Raw genomic sequence first — 17,160 nt, 5'->3', positions numbered from 1 at the left:
GTTCAATAATGAACTGCATACGCAACCCCAGCGGGCAAGGCAACCATCTGCCGCCGGCCGCCGCGGTGCTATCCGGCGCAGCAGGACAGGGCGGCCACGTCCGTTTCGAAGGCCTGCGCCGCGAGCTTCAGGCCCTCGACCGTGGTGAGATAGGGCATGATCGTGGCGCCGAGGTCATCGTAGGTCATCCCCGCCTTGAGCGCCATTGCCGCCGTCTGGATGCTGTCGGCGCCTTCGGGTGCGAGGATCTGCGCGCCGAGCAGCCGCCGGCTGCCGGCTTCGGCCACCAGCTTGATGAGCCCGCGCGTGTCGCGGGCGGCGCGCGCCCGAGGAACGGCATCGAGCGGCAGGACCGAGGTGACAACCCGGTGGCCTCGGGCGCGGGCCCCGGCCTCGCTCAGCCCGACACCGGCGACCTGGGGATCGGAGAAGACCACCCAGGGCATGGTGGTGTTGTCGTAGGCCTCTGTCGCGCCGGTCACGGCGTTGCGGGCGGCGAGCCGGGCGCCATAGGCGGCCATGTAGACAAACTGGTCGCGCCCGGTGACATCGCCGGCGGCCCAGACCGTCGAATTGCCGGTGCGCATGTGGCTGTCGACCAGGATGCCGCCGCCCGTGTCGGTCGCGATCCCGGCAGCGGCAAGGTTCAGCCCGGCGCTGTTGGGCACCCGGCCGGTGGCCAGCAACAGCCGTTCCGCTTCGAGGATGTCGCCGCCCGCCAGATGCAGCCGGGCCCCGGCGGCCCCCGGCGACAGCCGCTCGTAGCCGCGCGCGCGGACCAGCCGGATGCCCTCTTTGGCGAGGCAGCCCTCCAGGGCCGCCGACACCTCGGGTTCGGCCTCGGGCAGGACGCCGCGGCGGCTGACCAGGGTGACTGCGACCCCGGCCCGGGCAAAAAGCTGCGCCAGTTCCACGCCGATGTAGCCCGCGCCCAGCACCAGCAGCGAGGCGGGCAGGTCGGTCAGGGCCAGCGCCGAAGTGCTGTCGAGGGGGGCGATTTCTTCGATGCCGGGGAGGGCCGGCACATGCGGCCGGGCGCCGGTGGCGATGACGATCCGGGCGGCCGGAAAGCGCCTGCCCGCCACCGTCAGCCGGCCGGTGTCGTCGAAGCGCGCCCGGCCTTCGAGGTAGGTGATGCCCGGGTGGCGGGGCAGGACATCGGCGTATTTCGCCGCGCGCAGCTCTTCGACCAAGGCCTGTTTCTGCGCGACGGTGGCGGCCCAGTCGGTGAGGCGGCCCTGCGCCGTGATCCCGTCGAACCGCGCGGCGGCATGGGCGTGATGCAGGTTCTCGACGGCGCGGATCAGCGTCTTGGAGGGGACGCAGCCCAGGTTCACGCAGGTGCCGCCAAGGGTGCCGGCGCCGATCAGCGCCACCCGCGCCCCGGCTTCGGCGGCGGTGATGGCGGCGGAAAACCCGGCCGAGCCGGCGCCGATCACAGCGAGGTCGGGGGGCGCGGCCCGATCGCGGGGGCTCACGTCTCGGGCGCCCCGGCCAGTGTCGCGCCATAGCCGACGCCGGTTACGGCGGCGAGGATGGCGGCCGGATCGGTCGCGGCATCGTCATAGCGCAGGTCGTAGACCCCGGCGTCGTCCTCGGCTTCGGTGAAGGACAGGATTTCGACGCTCTCGACGCGTTTCATCGCGGTGGCGACGATATAGCTGCACGACGGGCAGGTCAGACCGGTGACGGCGATGCGGGTGGTGGCCTCGGCGGCCGGGGCCGCGCCCGCCACCAGGGCGAGAGCAACGGCGGAAAGGAGGGATTTCATAAGGAACCTCATGGGTCAGAAGGTCAGAAGAAGGGGCGAAAACGCCGGAAAGGCCAGCGCCAGCAGCACGACAGCCAGCGCGCCCCAGAGCAATCCGCGCATTACACTGCGGTCGATCGGGCGGGCGCAGTGGCCGTCCTGGCAGGCGGCGACAGGCACCGGGCGGTAGGCTTTCCAGAAGCCGAAGGCGAGCGCCGCCGCCGCCAGCGAAAATGTCACCCACTTGTAGGCATAAAGCGCGGTGAGCTGGCCGATAAAGACGCCGGTGACGCCAAGGCTCACCAGTACCAGCGGCAGGATGCAGCAGGAGGTCATGGCCAGCGCCCCCAGCACCGCGGCGCCGGTTGCGGCCCGGCCGGAGCGGTCGGTCTCGTCTGTCTGGGGCAGGGTCGTGTCGTCTGTCATCACGTGATCTCTGTGTTGCCGCGGAATGACAGACAGTGTACGGTCTGTAGCTGCTACAGGATCAAGGGGGATCGCGATGCCGGATCATCACACCGCCGCGAGCGGGCTGAAGCGGTCGGAGCTTGCCCGGCTGACCGGCTGCAACCTCGAGACCATCCGCTATTACGAGACCGTCGGCCTGATGCCCGAGCCGCCGCGCAGCCCGGCCGGCCATCGCCGCTATGGCGCGGTGCATGTGGAGCGGCTGGGGTTCATCATGCGCGCCCGCGAACTGGGTTTCAGCATGGCCGAGATCCGCGGGCTGCTGGCGATGGTCGACCGGGGCAGCCATAGCTGCGCCGAGGTCGAGAAGATGGGGCGGCATCACCTTGCGGCGGTGCGCGCCAAGATCCGGGATTTGCAGAATATCGAGGCGGTCCTGGCGGAAACCATCGCGCAATGCAGCGGCAGCCGGACGCCGGAATGTCCGCTGCTGGAGGTTCTATCCGCTCCGCCACTGTGAGATTGGGGGGCGTGGCGGGTTGGCGGGGGGGCCCCGGATCAAGTCCGGGGCGGGTTATCTGGCGGGGAGGCTTCGGATCAAGTCCGGGGCGGGGTTATGTGGGGGATCGGGGTCGGGGCGGGGTCATTCGTCGAGTGAGCCGTGGATTGCGAATTGCTCGAGCCCGGCGGCCTGGGCCTCGATCACCCGGAATGCCTCGCGCACGCCGGCCTCGGTCAGCTCGCGGGCGACGGTGAGCAGGGTGTTGGCGTCGTGATCCTCGCAGAGCGTCGCCATATGGGCGATCTCCTCGGCCGCGACCGGGCGGGCGGCCTCGACCGAGGGGGCGGCGTAATAGGTGACGAAATGTTGCGCCAGCGCCTCGGTCAGCGCCTCGACCTCCTCGGGCTGTGCCTCGGTGACGGCGACGAAGGTGACCCGGCCGAAGGTTTCGAGCCCAAGCCAGCCGTTGGCGAAGGCCTGCCGCGCCTTGCCGGTGAGGTCGCCCTCGGACCAGTTGGAAAACTCGAAGCCGCCCGAGACGCACCATTCGCCGGTGCGGGCGGGCGAGGCATAGACGCGGGCGTCGCTTTCGTCGAAATGGATCGCGCGGGCGAGTTTCATGGCGCTTCCTCCAGCAGGGCGGTCAGGGGGATCAGGCGGGTTTCGTCGCCCTGGCGCAAGAGCGCGCCAAAGTCTTCGTCGGCCCCGAGGAAGCTGCCGGACTGGCCGCAGAGCGTGATCTCTTCGCCGATGCCATGCACCAGCCCGCGCCATTCCGCGTGCAGCGCGCGGGGGCCGTCGGCGTCCCAGCGGGTGACCCAGTTCAGGGTGTGCCGCGCCCAGGCTTCGAGCAGGGCGGGCGGGGTGACATCGGCGCAGCCTTCGACATAAAGCGCGGTGGTCTCGGGGGTTGCGCCCATCTCGGGCACGCCGGGCAGCAGCGGCAGCTCGAAACCCACCACCAGCCAATCCGGCGTGGCGGCGGGTTCCTGCGTGGCGGCCATCACCCGGAAGCCGCCGCAGGAGGCGCCGTTGATGCGAATGCCGCCGTCCCAGTCGAGATGCACGGCAACCTCGGGCGGGGCCAGCGCGCCGAGCGCGTTCTGAAACCCCACCGCGCAGGCTGGCAGCATCGCCATGGCCCGCGACAGCGCCACCTCGGGGGCAAAGACCAGCGCCGCCTGCATCAGCTCGGGCTTGAGCCGATGCGCGATCAGCCCGGCGTCGCAGCCCGTCACCGCCCGCATCACCGCATGGTCGAAGGCCGGCCCGTTGGCCGCCTCGTCCCACATCAGCGGCGGAAAGGTGAGCGTCTCGGTCATGCCACGCCCTCGGCGACCAGCGCATTGGCCACGTCGCGGAAGGCCCGGGCCTGGGCGCTGTCGGGCTGGCTCACGACGATCGGCGCGCCACCGTCGGCGGCCAGCCGGATGTCGATATGCAGTGGCACTTCGGCCAGCAGCGGCACGCCCAGCTTCTGCGCCTCTGCCGCCACGCCGCCGTGGCCGAAAACGTGCTCTTCATGGCCGCAGGTGGAACAAATATGTGTGGACATGTTCTCGATCATGCCAAGCAGCGGCACTTTCAATTGGGTGAACATGTCGATCCCCTTGCGGGCATCCAGCAGCGCCACGTCCTGCGGGGTCGAGACGATCAGCGCGCCGTCGACCTGGGTTTTCTGCGCCAGGGTCATCTGTACGTCGCCCGTGCCGGGCGGCAGGTCGACGATCAGGCAGTCGAGCGCGCCCCATTGCACCTGGAACAGCATCTGCTGCAAGGCGCCCATCAGCATCGGCCCGCGCCAGACCACCGCCTGATCGTCATTGGTCATCAGCCCCAGCGACATCAGCGTGACGCCGTGGTTCCTGAGCGGCAGGATGGTCTTGCCGTCGGGCGAGGCGGGCCGACCCGAGACCCCCAGCATGCGCGGCTGCGACGGGCCGTAGACGTCGGCGTCCAGAAGCCCGACCTTGCGGCCCTGCTGCGCCAGCGCGCAGGCGAGGTTGGCGGCGACGGTGGATTTGCCCACGCCGCCCTTGCCCGAGGCGATGGCGATGATATGCGCCACGCCGGGCACCCGTTCGGGCCCCTGCGCCTTGGGGGCCTGCGGTTTCAGGTCGGGCGGCGCCTTTTCCTCATGCGCGGTCAGCACGATCGAGACATTCGTGGCGCCGGCGGATTTCAGCACCTGTTCGGCCTGGTCGCGCGCGCGGGTGTAGGCATCGGCGCGCGACGGCGGGATCTCCATGACAAAGCGCACCGCGTCCTGTTCGACATTCAGCGCGCGCACCACGCCCGAGGCCATCAGGTCGCCGCCCGAGACCGGATCGGAGACCTGTTTCAGCGCGGCCAGTACCTTTTCGCGATCCAGCAAGATTTACTCCTGACCCTTGATCTGGCCGGTGACCTCATGGGTCAGGTCCAGCTCTTCGATGGTGACCACGGCCTTGACCGCATAGGTCTTGCCGCGGGTGTCGGCTTCGCGCATGGCCTCCTCGATGGCCTGCTGCGAGGTGACGCCCACCTGTTTCAGAAATTTGCGCATGGACATGTTGAAATCGTCGGACATCTCGTTTCCTTTGTTTGACTGCGCGGCAGGGCTCACCCTAGCATGGGCCATGGCCCGCCGTCTGATGATAATGCTGTTGATCCTCGGCCTGCCCCTCGGGGCCCGCGCCGAGGACCGGCTGTTGCGGCTCTATGCGCCCGAGGCGCTGGCGGCGACCGGCGTGCTCGACTACATCCTGCCGCGGTTCTCGCTCAAGACCCAGGTCAAGGTGCAGCGGGTCGCGGACCCGGAGGCGGCCGACATGGTGCTGGGCGACGCGGGCCGGGCGCTCTTCGAAGGCGCGGGGCAGGTCTGGCACATGGCGCTGGCGACCGACGACGCGGATGCCGCCCGTTTCGCGGACTGGCTGACCAGCGATGTGGGGCAGCGCACGGCGCTGGCGTATGCGCCGGACGGGGTGGCGCTCTTTTCCGAGGCCAGCAAGGCCGAGGCCGAACCCGTCGAGGTCAGCTTTGACGGCGACGCCAGGCTCGGCCATGAGGTGTCGCGCGCCAAGTGCCGGCGCTGCCATGCGGTGGATGAGGCCAGCCGGATGAGCACCATCGGCTCCACGCCGTCCTTCGGCATTCTGCGCAGCCTGCCCGACTGGAACGAGCGTTTCGCCGCCTTCTACCTGCTCAACCCCCATCCGGCCTTCATGATCATCGACGGCGTGACCGAACCGTTCAGCGACCAGCGCCCGCCGCCCATCGTGCCGATCGAGATGAGCCTCGACGAGGTCGAGGCCTTGCTCGCCTATGTCTCGGCGATGCAGGCCAAAGATCTGGGGGCGCCGATCCAGCATCAGTGATCGCGCCGCTTCGACAGGTAATCGTCGGTGGTGCGGACCCTGGGGCGCTCGCCGCCGCTGAACGGGTTGTCGGTGCTGTGGAACTGCGCCTGCACCCGGCAATCGTCGCACATCTGGATCATCCGCAGCTTGTCGCCGGTGAACATGGCGTGGCCCTCCAGCTTGGCCATGATCCGCTCGACCGAGGATTTCACCCCGAAGAGCGCGCCGCATTCGATACAGGCAAAGGGCTCTTCCTCGTTCAGCACGCGCTGCGACAGCGCCGCCTCGGTCAGATCGAGACGCGGCGCGTAGGTGATGGCATCCTCGGGGCAGACATTGGCGCAGAGGCCGCATTGCAGGCAGGCGTCCTCCTGAAAGCGCAACTGCGGCAGGTCGGGGTTGTCGCCCAAAGCGCCCGAGGGGCAGAGCGAGACGCAGGACAGGCAGAGCGTGCAGGCCTCGGTATCCACCAGCACGGCCCCATAGGGTGCGCCTTCGGGCAGCGGCAGGGTTTCTTCGGTGCCGGGGTTGAGCGCGCGGGCGGATTGGCGCGCGATCTGGCGGCGGGTGCCGATGGGACGGACCGGGGTGGCCAGCGGCGCCGGCGGCGTGGCGTCAAAGAGCGCGTCGGACAGGGCGTCGGGGTCGGTGGTGTCGAGCACCGCCACCGTTTCGCCGGCCATGGCGCGGGCCAGTTCCACCTGCGCCTCCATGGCGGGGCGCTCGGTCTTGGGGCCGGGCAGCAGGGTGACATCGGCGAAACCGGCGGCCAGCGCGGCCAGCGCCTCGGCATGGCCGAAGGCGTTGAGCTCGGGCAGTTCCAGCGGGATGACGGTGGCGGGCAACCCGCGGCCATGGCGGGCCGCGAGGCGGATCATCTCGGCGCCGTGGCCGTCGTGGACCAGCAAGCGCGGGGTGGCGCCGCCGGCCTCGCGGTAGGCCGTGGCCAAGGTCTGGACGCGGGCCATGATGAGATCGACGGGGGGCGCGTCATAGCTGATCGCGCCGGAGGGGCAGGCGGCGGAACAGGCGCCGCAGCCGGCACAGATCATCGGATCGACGGTGACGAACTCCCCGGCGGGCGAGATCGCGCTGGTGGGGCAGAGATCGAGACAGCGGGTGCAGCCGGCCTGCTCGGCGCGGGAATGAGCGCAGAGCAGCGGCTCGGTGCGCACGTGCAGCAGCTTTTCGAAGGTGCCGACAAGGTGCGAGGCGGCCATCACGGCAGCGGCGACCGAGGGCGGATGCGCGGGATCGGCGCGCAGGTAGCCTTCGCGTTTCTCATGCGCCGGGAACAGCGGCGGTGCGCCGCGCAGGTCGAGCAGGATGTCGCATTCGCTCTGGCCGCCGTCGCGCGGCGCGGTAAAGCCCAGCGGGCCGCGCCCGGTGGGGTCGATCATGCGCAGCGCGTCGATGGTGACCGAGAACTGGCCAAGCGCGCCGCTGGCCTTGCGCAGCCGGCCGGCGATGACGTCGAAATCGGGCCGGTCGGCCAGATCGGTCGCATCGTCGAGCAGCACGGTCACGCTCAGGTGCGGCGCAAGCTGCGCCGCGGCTTCGAGCGCCACCTCGGCCGGGCCGAGGACCAGGCAGAGCCCCTCGGAGACCACGTCGAGGCTGCGGTCGGACCGCGCGGGCAGCAGGGCCTCGGCCAGAAGGGCGGACATTTTGGGCAGCTTCGGGGCCGGATCTGCGCTCCAACCGGCGCGGTCGCGCAGATCGAGCAGGGCGGGGGCCTCGACCCCCAGCTCCTCGGCCAAAGCGCTAAATGTCCGGCCCTCCTGGGTGCAGCAGAAAATCGCATCTCCGGATGTCAAGGCCTCTCCGGCGCGGTCGATCTGGCCCTGGCACAGCGCCTGACAGGGGGCGGCGACGTCCAGGCCGGCGCGCTCGGCGAGGGCCTGCGAATCGATTTGCATCGATCCCTGACAATCGCATGTTATCAAGGTCTTGGGCATGATTTTCTCCTCCGGAGCCGCGCCCTCTCCCCACCTCTTTCGAGGCCCGGCGCGGCATCACGCTAATCGCGTTCGCCCCGGGACCACAACCGGTTTTCTGCCGCTCCGGGCCGGTGCCCCCAGTGCTGCGCGGCAGCATCCGGGGCAGTTGATTCGCCGCAGCTGCGCGATCGGCTAATCAGACAAAAATCATCAGGTTGGACAAATCGACCGAGGCCGCCAAATCCCCCCGGTCGGGCCGGTCAAATTGTCCGGCGCACCGGGAATTTCCGCCGCGATCGCAGAAAGCGCTTGGCGGCCGTGGCAGGCGCATTTCAAGCTGACGGCAGGGAGAGACAAGTCAAAGTGATCCACAATCCGAAGATGTACCGCACGCTGCCGGTCGGCGTGGTCCTGCGCAAGACGCCCGGCGCCACGCGTTGGGCGGCCTGGCACTGGACGGCGAGCGCCGTGCTGCCGGGCGCGGGGCCGGCGGATTGGCGGGTGATGCGCCAGGAAGACGGGGCGGTGGAATATCACGCCGCGACCATGACGCTCGAATTGCACGGCGCCGAGACCGAGGCCTATCTGCACGGCATCAGCGCGCGGGTGCCCAGCCTCTATGTGGTGATGCGCGAAGCGGCGGGCGATCCGCCGCTCGAGGTGGTGCTGGTGACGGCCTCGCCCTACGAGGCGCAGGATTACACCGACAGCGGTGAAGATATCGTCGAGAAGGTGCCGATGCCGCATGGGCTGGTGGCCTGGGTGCGGGAGTTCGTCGAGGATTTCCACCAGGACGAGGTGTTCGTGAAGCGGCGCCGCGACCGGACGCGCGTCGATCTGGTGCAGGACGGGGTGGGCGATCCGCGGATCGGCAAGCCGGCGGATATCTATGCCTCGCCGGCCCTGAAGCGGAGGCGGCTGTCATGAGCGCCTGGCTGAAACGCCGTGCCGCGGTGGCGGCCGAGGCCCGGGCCGAGGCAGAGGCGCACGAGGCCTCCTTGCGCCAGGCCGAGGCGCAGGCGCTGGAGGCGCGGCCGGATGCCGAGCTTTTGGCCGAGGCCGGGCTGAAGGAGCCCGAGGCGCTGGTCAGTGCCGAGGAGATCCGGGCGTTCCTCAAACATGCGCTGCCCGACCGGCTGAAGCGGCGGGCCCTGCGGCGGCTCTGGGGGCTGAACCCGGTTCTGGCCAATGTCGACGGGCTGGTCGATTACGGCGAGGATTTCACCGACACGGCAATGTGCGTCGAGAACATGCAGTCGCTCTATACGGTCGGCAAGGGGATGCTCGAGCAGTTCCGGGGGCTGGAGGATGCCGATGAGGCCACGGAGGTCGCGCTGAACCAGGCGACCGCGGTTGATGCCGAGGCTCTCGCGTCCCGGACCTGCTCCGGGACCTCTGTCTCTGGCGATGAGACCGAGACAGACACCGAGGCCCCCCCGGATCGGGTCCGGGGCGGGCAGGATCAGCTCCGGGGCGGGCTGGCGGAGGCCGGCGATGCGGTCCCGGAACGGGTCCGGGACGGCAGCGCGCTGGCGGGTCTGCCGGCGGACGCGGAGGATCCCGCCCCCCTCGCACCGCGCCACCGCCGCATGCGTTTCACTTTCGAAAGGGTTTGAATGACCACTGCCACCGCACCCAGCATTGCCGAAGAGGACCGCCTGCGCGCGGATCTCTATAATTTCCTCGGGGTGATCCTCTCCGGCCCGCCGGACGAGATGCTGCTGGCGCAGACCGCCGGGCTGACCGGCGATGACAGCGCGCTGGGCCAGGCGATCACCACCCTGGCCAAGCTGGCCAAGGTGACCAAGCCGCAGGCGGCCGAGAGCGAATACAACAAGCTGTTCATCGGTCTGGGGCGCGGCGAGCTGCTGCCTTATGCCTCTTATTACCTGACCGGCTTTCTCAACGAAAAGCCGCTGGCGCTGCTGCGGCAGGACATGGCCAAGCTCGGGCTGGAGCGGGCCGACACCGTGTTTGAACCCGAGGACAATATCGCCAGCCTGATGGAGATGATGGGCGCGATCATTGCCGGGCGGTTCCGCGATCCGGCGGATCTGGGCGCGCAGAAGGACTTCTTTGCCAGGCATATCGGCCCCTGGGCCGGGCATTTTTTTGCCGATCTCGAAGGCGCCCGGAACAGCGTCTTTTACGCGCCGGTGGGCCGCATCGGCCAGGTGTTCATGAGCGTCGAGACGGAGGCCTTCCGTCTTGGCTGAACCGGTGCCTGCGGGCGCCACAACGAGCGGCGGGCGACCGTCGGAACCAGAAGGGGAGAGACGTCATGGCTGACGACAGTGCCAAGGACCGGGGCGCAAGCCGCCGCGATTTCCTGAAACTGGCCGGGACCACGGCGCCGATTGCGGCGGTCGCGGTGGCGGCCAGCGGGACGGAGGCGGAGGCCTCGGAACCCGACCTGACTTCCGAGAGGATGCAGGACACGGCCCATACCCGGGCCTACTTCGCCAACGCGAAGTTCTGAAGACAACGCGGCCCGGAGCCAACCGGACCGAAGACAGGCCAAGAGCGACTGGTTGCGTGACGCCCGACTGCCCGGAGGCCAACAACAGTACCAAGCGCGCGGCTGGAGCAAGGGCTCGCAGGCTGCCTGCAAGGGAGGAAACGACATGTTGAGGAAAAAGACCAACGGGGTTGCGCGACGCCCCCAGCGGGGCTCGATCCTGTCAGACGTGGCCAAGGCTTCGGTGGACCGCCGCGCGTTCCTGCGCGGATCGGGTCTGGCGATCGGCGGAATGGCCGCGATTGCCGCGACCGGCGGCACGGTGAAACCGGCCTCGGCCCAGACCGCGCCGCGGGGCAGCGTCGAAATTCGCAAATCCGTCTGCACCCATTGCTCGGTCGGCTGCACCGTGATGGCCGAGGTCAGCGACGGCGTCTGGATCGGGCAGGAGCCCGGCTGGGACAGCCCGTTCAACCTGGGCGCCCATTGCGCCAAGGGCGCGAGCGTGCGCGAACACGCCCACGGCGAGCGCCGGCTCAAGTACCCGATGAAGAAAGAGGGCGGCGAGTGGAAGCGGATTTCCTGGGAACAGGCGATCGACGAGATCGGCGACCAGATGATGACGATCCGCGAGGAAAGCGGGCCGGATTCGGTCTATTGGCTGGGCTCGGCCAAGCATTCCAATGAACAGGCCTATCTGTTCCGCAAGTTCGCGGCCTATTGGGGCAGCAACAACGTCGATCACCAGGCCCGGATCTGCCATTCGACGACCGTTGCGGGTGTGGCCAACACATGGGGCTACGGCGCCATGACCAACAGCTACAACGACATTCACAACAGCCGCGCGATCTTCATCATCGGCGGCAACCCGGCCGAGGCGCATCCCGTCTCGCTGCTGCACGTGCTGCGCGCCAAGGAGCAGAACAACGCGCCGCTGATCGTCTGCGATCCGCGCTTCACCCGCACCGCGGCCCATGCCGATGAATACGTGCGGTTCCGGCCCGGTTCGGACGTGGCGCTGATCTGGGGCATTCTCTGGCACATCTTCGAGAACGGCTGGGAGGACAAGGAGTTCATCCGCACCCGGGTCTGGGGGATGGATCAGATCCGCGCCGAGGTGGCCAATTGGACGCCGGAAGAGGTGGAACGGGTCACCGGCACGCCGGGCAGCCAGCTGCGCCGCGTGGCGATGACGCTGGCCAACAACCGCCCCGGCACCGTGATCTGGTGCATGGGCGGCACCCAGCACACCAATGGCAACAACAACACCCGCGCCTATTGCATCCTGCAACTGGCGCTTGGCAACATGGGCACCACCGGTGGCGGCACCAACATCTTCCGTGGCCATGACAACGTGCAGGGCGCGACCGATCTGGGCGTGCTGTCGCACACATTGCCGGGGTACTACGGGCTGTCGAACGGCGCCTGGGCCCATTGGGCGCGCGTCTGGGAGGAAGACCCGGAATGGCTCGCCGCGCAGTTTGCCAAGGTCACCGACAAGGACGGCAAGGAGAAATCGCTTCAGACCCTCACCGGCATCCCGGTGTCGCGCTGGATCGATGGCGTGCTGGAAGACCCCGAGAACATGGACAACCCCGACAAGGTGCGGGCCATGGTGCTCTGGGGCCATGCGCCCAACTCGCAGACCCGCATGACCGAGATGAAAAAGGCGATGGAGATGCTCGACACCCTGGTGGTGATCGACCCCTATCCCACGGTCTCGGCGGTGCTGCACGACCGCACCGATGGCGTCTATCTGCTGCCGGCGGCGACGCAGTTCGAAACCCGCGGTTCGGTCACCGCTTCCAACCGCTCGCTGCAATGGCGCGAACGGGTGGTGGCGCCGCTGTTCGAGAGCAAGCCGGACCAGGAGATCATCGGCCTGTTTGCCAGGAAGTTCGGCTTTCACGACCGCATGTTCCGCAATATCGCGCTCGAGGAGGACGGCATCACGCCGGACGCCGAGGATACCCTGCGCGAGATCAACCGAGGCATGTGGACGATCGGTTATACCGGCCAGTCGCCGGAACGGCTGAAGCTGCACATGGACAACCAGCACACCTTTGACCGCACCACGTTGCAGGCCATCGGCGGCCCGGCGGACGGCGATTACTACGGCCTGCCCTGGCCAAGCTGGGGCAACCCCGAGCTGAACCATCCAGGCACGCCCAATCTCTATGACATGTCGAAGCCGGTGGCCGAAGGCGGGCTGTGTTTCCGGGCCCGGTTCGGCGTCGAGCGGGATGGCGACAATCTGCTGGCCGAAGGCGTGTCGAACCCCGGGGCGGAGCTTCAGGACGGCTATCCCGAGTTCACCTATCAGATGCTGGTGGATCTGGGCTGGGATGGCGATCTGACCGAGGCGGAAAAGCGCACCATGGGCCGGATTGCCGGGGTCGAGGGGCTGAACGACTCGGCGGTCGGCAATCAGGACGACGGCGAGGAAGCGGCCAATGCGACACCGGAGGCCGATCAGAGCGACACGGTGCAGCAGACCGCAGAAGGCCAGAACCTGGCCCAGCCGAACGGCACCCAGGGCGCGGCCGAGGAGGTCGGCGAGCAGGCGATGTCGCCCTTCCCCTCGGATTTCAACGAGAAGGTCAGCACGATCAACTGGAAGACCGACCTGTCGGGCGGCATCCAGCGGGTCGCGATCAAGCATGGCTGCGCGCCCTTTGGCAATGCCAAGGCCCGTGCCGTTGTCTGGACCTTCCCGGATCCGATCCCGCTGCACCGCGAGCCGCTTTATACCAACCGGCGCGATCTGGTGGCGGATTATCCGACCTACGAGGACCGCAAGTTCTACCGGTTGCCGACGATGTACGCCTCGATCCAGAAGCAGGACTTCAGCAAGGATTACCCGATGATCCTGACGTCCGGCCGGCTGGTCGAATATGAAGGCGGCGGCGACGAGACCCGGTCGAACCCCTGGCTGGCCGAGTTGCAGCAGGACATGTTTGTCGAGATCAACCCGCGCGACGCCAACAACCTGGGTGTGCGGGACGGCAGCCAGGTCTGGGTCGAAGGGCCGGAGGGCGGCAGGGTCAAGGTCATGGCGATGGTGACGCCGCGGGTGGGCGAAGGCGTGGCCTTCATGCCCTTCCACTTCGGCGGGCACTACCAGGGCGAGGACCAGAGGTCGAAATACCCCGACGGGGCCGACCCCTATGTCCTGGGGGAATCGACCAACGTGGCCCAGACCTATGGCTATGACAGCGTGACCCAGATGCAGGAGACGAAAGCGACTCTCTGCAAGATCATGCCAGCGTAAGGAGAAAGAGATATGGCTAGAGCGAAGTTTCTCTGTGACGCCGAGCGCTGCATCGAATGCAACGCCTGCGTCACGGCCTGCAAGAACGAACATGAGGTGCCCTGGGGGATCAACCGAAGGCGCGTCGTGACCATCCAGGACGGGTCGCCCGGCGAGCGGTCGATCTCGGTGGCCTGCATGCATTGTTCGGATGCGCCCTGCATGGCGGTGTGCCCGGTCGACTGCTTCTACCAGAACGAGGAGGGCATCGTCCTGCACTCCAAGGATCTGTGCATCGGCTGCGGCTATTGCTTCTACGCGTGCCCCTTCGGCGCGCCGCAATATCCGCAGGCGGGCAACTTCGGATCGCGCGGCAAGATGGACAAATGCACCTTCTGCGCCGGCGGCCCCGAGGAAAACCACAGCCAGGCCGAGTTCTCGAAGTACGGGCGCAACCGGATCGCCGAGGGCAAGCTGCCGCTCTGCGCCGAGATGTGTTCGACCAAGGCGCTTCTGGCGGGCGACGGCGACGTGGTGTCGGCGATCTACCGCGAGCGTGTAGTGGCCCGCGGCTTCGGCTCCGGTGCCTGGGGCTGGGGCACGGCCTACGAACAGAAGGGCGGCTGATCAGGGGCACCCGACACCCGACCGCGCGCGCGCCGAAGGTGGGGTGAGACCCCACCCGACGCCTGCGGCGGGCGGGGCCGGATCGGCCCGCCGCCCTGACATATTCCACTGGCGCGGCGGCTCTCGGGTCGCCGCGTTTGCGCCTCCGAATTGATCGCGGGAGACCTCCATGCTGCGCCATCTGATGGCCGTACTCTGCCTTGTCCTGTTCACCGCCCCGCTGGCGGCGCAGGAGGCCCAAACCGAATTCGAAGCCCGCCCGCCGGTCGAGAGCACGGCGCCGCCGGTGGACCGCACCGCCACCGGGGGCGCGCAGACGCTGGAGGACATCCTGCGGCGCCAGCGCGGGCTGCCGGTCGACGACAGCTTTCGCCGGGGCAACGATCTGGACGAACCCGCAGCGGTGCCGCAGCTCGGCCCGCTGGGCGGTGCCTCGGACAGCGATTTCTGGCGCGCGCTGCGCTATAACGAGGCCAATGTGAACGTCAGCACCGCGCATCCGGCCGGCGGTGTGCTGGTGCAGGACAATGGCATGTGGTGGCTCGAGTTGCGCGAGGGGCCGCTGCGCATCTATGGCGGCTGGCTGCTGCTTGGCACGATCGGCCTGCTGGCGGTGTTCTTTCTGCTGCGCGGCACCGTGCGGATCGAGGGCGGCAAGGCCGGCCGCACCGTCACCCGTTTCAAGGCGATCGAGCGCTTTGCCCATTGGATGATGGCGGGCTCGTTCCTCCTGCTGGCCTTCACCGGGCTGTTCACGCTGTTCGGCCGCAAGTATTTCATCGGCTGGTTCGGGCTGGAGTTCAACTCGCAGCTGCTGATCGCCTCGAAGTTCATCCACAACAACGTCGCCTGGGCCTTCATGCTGGGGCTCCTCATGGTCTTTGTAATGTGGGTCTGGCACAATCTGCCGGACCGCACCGATCTGACCTGGTTTCGCTATGGCGGCGGCATCATCGGCAAGAAGCACCCGCCGGCCAAGAAGTTCAACGCCGGGCAGAAGATCGTCTTCTGGTCGGTGATCCTGTTCGGCGCCTCGGTGTCGGTCTCGGGGCTGTCGCTGCTCTTTCCCTTCGAGCTGCCGCTGTTCGACGCGACCTTCCGGCACCTGAACGACTGGGGGGTCTACGACTGGGTCGGGTTGCAACCCTTCCCGACCGCGCTGTCGCCGCAGGAAGAGATGCAATATGCCCAGCTCTGGCATGCGATCGTCGGGTTCGTGCTGATGGCGGTGATCATCGGCCATATCTATATCGGCACGCTGGGCATGGAAGGCGCCTATGACGCTATGGGCTCGGGCCAGGTCGACGAGAATTGGGCCGAGCAGCACCATTCGCTCTGGCTCGACAAGGTGAAAGAGCGCGAGGCCGGACCCGAGACCCCGGCGCAGCCGGCGGAATAGCCATGCGGGCGGCGCTTGCAGGGCTGGCACTGGTGTGCGGGGCGGCGGTGTCGGCCGCCGAGTTCACCACGCTCAAGGGCCACGGCGGGCCGGTGATGGCGCTGGCGGTGTCGCCGGACGGCCGCGTGGCCAGCGCCAGTTTCGACAATTCGGTCGGGCTGTGGCGCGGCCGGGTGCCGCAATGGCTCGAAGGACATGCGGCGGCGGTGACGGCGCTGGCCTGGGGGCCGGGAGGTCTGCTGGCCTCGGGCGGGGACGATTTCGCGGTGCGGCTCTGGCAGGTGGAGGTGGAGCCCGAAGCGGCGGGCCAGGAGGCCCCGGATCAGGTCCGGGGCGGGTCGCACCAGACCGGGGGCGCCGGTGCGCGGGAGCTCGGGCGGCATCGCGGCAAGGTGGCGGCGCTGGCCTTTGCGCCCTCGGGCGGCTGGCTGGCCAGCGGCAGCTGGGACGGCAGCGTGCGGATCTGGCCCCTGGAGGGCGGTGCGGCGCGCGAGCTGGCCCCGCCCGGGGCGCCGGTGAACGCGCTGGCCTGTCTCAGCGACACGGTGCTGCTGGCCGGGACGGCGGGCGGCGAGATCCTGCGTTATGATCTGGCGACCGGCGCGGCGCTGCCGCTGGTGAAACATGGCTTCGGGGTCAACACGCTGGTGGCGGGCGACGGCTGGATCGCCTATGGCGCGGTGGATGGCGGCACGCGGATCGTCGACATGGCGGGCGCGGAGATCGCCGATTTCACCCTCGACCGCCGGCCGATCCTCGCCATGGCCTGGCACGCGGAGACCGCGCAGCTCGCGGTGGGGGACGGGCAGGGCTATATCATGATCGTCGACACCGACAGATGGCAGATCGCCCGCGATTTCCGCGCCACCCGCGCGGGCCCGGTCTGGGCGCTGGATTTCGGCCCCGAGGGCGCGATGCTCTATGCCGGCGGTATCGACGACGTGGGCTATGGCTGGCCGGTGGCCAGCCTCGATGCCTTTGCGCCGGGGATCTCCGGCGAAAGATCGTTCCTGCGCGATGCCGCGACCATGCCCAACGGCGAACGCCAGTTCATGCGCAAATGCTCGATCTGCCACGCGCTGGAACCGGGGCCGTCGCGCAAGGCGGGGCCGAGCCTGTTTGGCGTTTTTGGCCGGCGCGCCGGGGTTTTGCCAGGCTACAGCTATTCCGCTACGTTGGACGGGGCGGAGATTGTCTGGAACGAAGAGACCATCGACGCGCTGTTCGATCAGGGCCCGGACCATTACATTCCCGGCTCGAAGATGCCGATGCAGGTGATCGCCGGGGCGCAGGACCGCGCCGATCTGATCGCCTTTCTGAAAACCGCCACCACGAAGGAAGCCAAGGAATGAAAGCCATGTTCGCCGGACTTGCCGCCATCGTCCTGATCGGCGTCGCGGCCTATTACGGGCTCCATGAACTCGGGTTCTCGGCGCAGGAGGCCTATTCCGGCCCGAATGTCCGGGTCCAGTGAGCGGCGCGCGG

At 68.4% G+C, this 17,160-nt stretch carries 19 protein-coding genes; 11 read left to right on the top strand and 8 right to left on the bottom strand.

The genetic code is table 11. The annotated features are described in order from the left end of the window. Window positions 1–68 precede the first annotated feature (68 nt). The 3 genes from merA to PVW49_RS12985 are packed head-to-tail and all read right to left on the bottom strand — an operon-like array spanning window position 69 to window position 2,176. Window positions 69–1,478 carry a mercury(II) reductase gene (merA, locus tag PVW49_RS12995; RefSeq protein WP_274590736.1) on the bottom strand — a complete coding sequence of 470 codons (1,410 nt, stop codon included), beginning with the start codon at window positions 1,476–1,478 and terminating at the stop codon, window positions 69–71. Further along, window positions 1,475–1,771 (bottom strand): hypothetical protein, encoded by a 297-nt coding sequence (locus PVW49_RS12990; RefSeq protein WP_274590735.1) that lies wholly within the window; start codon window positions 1,769–1,771, stop codon window positions 1,475–1,477. Before PVW49_RS12990 ends, merA begins: the two co-directional genes overlap by 4 nt. Window positions 1,772–1,786: 15 nt before the next feature. Further along, the gene (locus tag PVW49_RS12985) at window positions 1,787–2,176 is read right to left on the bottom strand and encodes a mercuric transporter MerT family protein (protein ID WP_274590734.1); all 390 of its coding nucleotides are present in this window, start codon (window positions 2,174–2,176) and stop codon (window positions 1,787–1,789) included. A gap of 76 nt (window positions 2,177–2,252) precedes the next feature. Between PVW49_RS12985 and PVW49_RS12980 the strand changes: the two genes are divergently transcribed. After that, window positions 2,253–2,678 carry a MerR family transcriptional regulator gene (locus PVW49_RS12980; RefSeq protein ID WP_274590733.1) on the top strand — a complete coding sequence of 142 codons (426 nt, stop codon included), beginning with the start codon at window positions 2,253–2,255 and terminating at the stop codon, window positions 2,676–2,678. Between the two features lie 123 nt (window positions 2,679–2,801). On the opposite strand, the gene PVW49_RS12975 is transcribed toward PVW49_RS12980, so the two are convergent. From PVW49_RS12975 to PVW49_RS12960, 4 genes are read right to left on the bottom strand one after another with little or no spacing between them, the layout of a single operon-like run. After that, window positions 2,802–3,281, bottom strand: coding sequence for a DUF6505 family protein (locus tag PVW49_RS12975; protein WP_048535603.1), 480 nt, complete (start codon window positions 3,279–3,281; stop codon window positions 2,802–2,804). Then, complete coding sequence (locus PVW49_RS12970; protein WP_274590732.1) at window positions 3,278–3,982, bottom strand: biotin/lipoate--protein ligase family protein; 705 nt, start codon at window positions 3,980–3,982, stop codon at window positions 3,278–3,280. The genes PVW49_RS12975 and PVW49_RS12970 overlap by 4 nt, the downstream gene beginning before the upstream one ends. Beyond that, on the bottom strand, window positions 3,979–5,037 hold the full coding sequence (gene apbC, locus PVW49_RS12965) for an iron-sulfur cluster carrier protein ApbC (RefSeq protein ID WP_274590764.1): 1,059 nt from the start codon (window positions 5,035–5,037) through the stop codon (window positions 3,979–3,981). Before apbC ends, PVW49_RS12970 begins: the two co-directional genes overlap by 4 nt. Then, the gene (locus PVW49_RS12960) at window positions 5,038–5,229 is read right to left on the bottom strand and encodes a DUF6494 family protein (RefSeq protein ID WP_048535599.1); all 192 of its coding nucleotides are present in this window, start codon (window positions 5,227–5,229) and stop codon (window positions 5,038–5,040) included. It abuts the gene before it with no gap. A gap of 49 nt (window positions 5,230–5,278) precedes the next feature. Between PVW49_RS12960 and PVW49_RS12955 the strand changes: the two genes are divergently transcribed. Next, on the top strand, window positions 5,279–6,019 hold the full coding sequence (locus PVW49_RS12955; protein ID WP_048535598.1) for a hypothetical protein: 741 nt from the start codon (window positions 5,279–5,281) through the stop codon (window positions 6,017–6,019). Here PVW49_RS12955 and PVW49_RS12950 read toward each other — a convergent pair. Then, entirely contained in the window at window positions 6,013–7,959 is a 1,947-nt protein-coding gene (locus tag PVW49_RS12950; RefSeq protein ID WP_274590731.1) for a 4Fe-4S binding protein, read from the bottom strand. The two genes, PVW49_RS12955 and PVW49_RS12950, sit on opposite strands and share 7 nt — an antisense overlap. 375 nt (window positions 7,960–8,334) lie before the next feature. On the opposite strand from PVW49_RS12950, the gene PVW49_RS12945 reads away from it, so the two are divergent. From PVW49_RS12945 to PVW49_RS12905, 9 genes are all read left to right on the top strand, one after another. Beyond that, window positions 8,335–8,868 (top strand): DUF3305 domain-containing protein, encoded by a 534-nt coding sequence (locus PVW49_RS12945; RefSeq protein ID WP_274563817.1) that lies wholly within the window; start codon window positions 8,335–8,337, stop codon window positions 8,866–8,868. Next, window positions 8,865–9,557, top strand: a complete 693-nt coding sequence (locus tag PVW49_RS12940) for a DUF3306 domain-containing protein (RefSeq protein ID WP_274563785.1) — start codon at window positions 8,865–8,867, stop codon at window positions 9,555–9,557. The genes PVW49_RS12945 and PVW49_RS12940 overlap by 4 nt, the downstream gene beginning before the upstream one ends. After that, window positions 9,558–10,157: a TorD/DmsD family molecular chaperone gene (locus PVW49_RS12935; protein WP_048535594.1), complete on the top strand. Its 600-nt coding sequence runs from the start codon at window positions 9,558–9,560 to the stop codon at window positions 10,155–10,157. Window positions 10,158–10,222: 65 nt separating this feature from the next. After that, window positions 10,223–10,420 carry a twin-arginine translocation pathway signal protein gene (locus PVW49_RS12930; protein WP_274590730.1) on the top strand — a complete coding sequence of 66 codons (198 nt, stop codon included), beginning with the start codon at window positions 10,223–10,225 and terminating at the stop codon, window positions 10,418–10,420. A gap of 145 nt (window positions 10,421–10,565) precedes the next feature. Continuing rightward, on the top strand, window positions 10,566–13,670 hold the full coding sequence (locus PVW49_RS12925) for a formate dehydrogenase subunit alpha (RefSeq protein ID WP_048535592.1): 3,105 nt from the start codon (window positions 10,566–10,568) through the stop codon (window positions 13,668–13,670). A 12-nt stretch (window positions 13,671–13,682) separates the two neighbouring features. Then, entirely contained in the window at window positions 13,683–14,276 is a 594-nt protein-coding gene (gene fdh3B / locus PVW49_RS12920) for a formate dehydrogenase FDH3 subunit beta (RefSeq protein WP_048535591.1), read from the top strand. A gap of 169 nt (window positions 14,277–14,445) precedes the next feature. Next, window positions 14,446–15,675 (top strand): formate dehydrogenase subunit gamma, encoded by a 1,230-nt coding sequence (locus tag PVW49_RS12915; protein WP_074838032.1) that lies wholly within the window; start codon window positions 14,446–14,448, stop codon window positions 15,673–15,675. A 2-nt stretch (window positions 15,676–15,677) separates the two neighbouring features. Beyond that, entirely contained in the window at window positions 15,678–17,027 is a 1,350-nt protein-coding gene (locus PVW49_RS12910) for a c-type cytochrome (protein ID WP_274590729.1), read from the top strand. Continuing rightward, window positions 17,024–17,149: a hypothetical protein gene (locus tag PVW49_RS12905; RefSeq protein WP_274590728.1), complete on the top strand. Its 126-nt coding sequence runs from the start codon at window positions 17,024–17,026 to the stop codon at window positions 17,147–17,149. The genes PVW49_RS12910 and PVW49_RS12905 overlap by 4 nt, the downstream gene beginning before the upstream one ends. Window positions 17,150–17,160 lie beyond the last annotated feature (11 nt).

Source organism: Marinovum sp. PR37 (assembly GCF_028807375.1).
Taxonomy (GTDB): Bacteria; Pseudomonadota; Alphaproteobacteria; order Rhodobacterales; family Rhodobacteraceae; genus Marinovum; species Marinovum algicola.
This window is presented reverse-complemented; position numbering and strand designations above follow the sequence as displayed.

Excerpts from the sequence above, each read along its gene's own strand:
- PVW49_RS12990 (WP_274590735.1), bottom strand. The coding sequence starts at position 1,771 with ATGAAATCCCTCCTTTCCGCCGTTGCTCTCGCCCTGGTGGCGGGCGCG.
- PVW49_RS12985 (WP_274590734.1), bottom strand. The coding sequence starts at position 2,176 with ATGACAGACGACACGACCCTGCCCCAGACAGACGAGACCGACCGCTCC.
- PVW49_RS12980 (WP_274590733.1), top strand. The coding sequence starts at position 2,253 with ATGCCGGATCATCACACCGCCGCGAGCGGGCTGAAGCGGTCGGAGCTT.
- PVW49_RS12975 (WP_048535603.1), bottom strand. The coding sequence starts at position 3,281 with ATGAAACTCGCCCGCGCGATCCATTTCGACGAAAGCGACGCCCGCGTC.
- PVW49_RS12970 (WP_274590732.1), bottom strand. The coding sequence starts at position 3,982 with ATGACCGAGACGCTCACCTTTCCGCCGCTGATGTGGGACGAGGCGGCC.
- PVW49_RS12960 (WP_048535599.1), bottom strand. The coding sequence starts at position 5,229 with ATGTCCGACGATTTCAACATGTCCATGCGCAAATTTCTGAAACAGGTG.
- PVW49_RS12955 (WP_048535598.1), top strand. The coding sequence starts at position 5,279 with ATGGCCCGCCGTCTGATGATAATGCTGTTGATCCTCGGCCTGCCCCTC.
- PVW49_RS12950 (WP_274590731.1), bottom strand. The coding sequence starts at position 7,959 with ATGCCCAAGACCTTGATAACATGCGATTGTCAGGGATCGATGCAAATC.
- PVW49_RS12940 (WP_274563785.1), top strand. The coding sequence starts at position 8,865 with ATGAGCGCCTGGCTGAAACGCCGTGCCGCGGTGGCGGCCGAGGCCCGG.
- PVW49_RS12935 (WP_048535594.1), top strand. The coding sequence starts at position 9,558 with ATGACCACTGCCACCGCACCCAGCATTGCCGAAGAGGACCGCCTGCGC.
- PVW49_RS12930 (WP_274590730.1), top strand. The coding sequence starts at position 10,223 with ATGGCTGACGACAGTGCCAAGGACCGGGGCGCAAGCCGCCGCGATTTC.
- PVW49_RS12925 (WP_048535592.1), top strand. The coding sequence starts at position 10,566 with ATGTTGAGGAAAAAGACCAACGGGGTTGCGCGACGCCCCCAGCGGGGC.
- fdh3B (WP_048535591.1), top strand. The coding sequence starts at position 13,683 with ATGGCTAGAGCGAAGTTTCTCTGTGACGCCGAGCGCTGCATCGAATGC.
- PVW49_RS12915 (WP_074838032.1), top strand. The coding sequence starts at position 14,446 with ATGCTGCGCCATCTGATGGCCGTACTCTGCCTTGTCCTGTTCACCGCC.
- PVW49_RS12910 (WP_274590729.1), top strand. The coding sequence starts at position 15,678 with ATGCGGGCGGCGCTTGCAGGGCTGGCACTGGTGTGCGGGGCGGCGGTG.
- PVW49_RS12905 (WP_274590728.1), top strand. The coding sequence starts at position 17,024 with ATGAAAGCCATGTTCGCCGGACTTGCCGCCATCGTCCTGATCGGCGTC.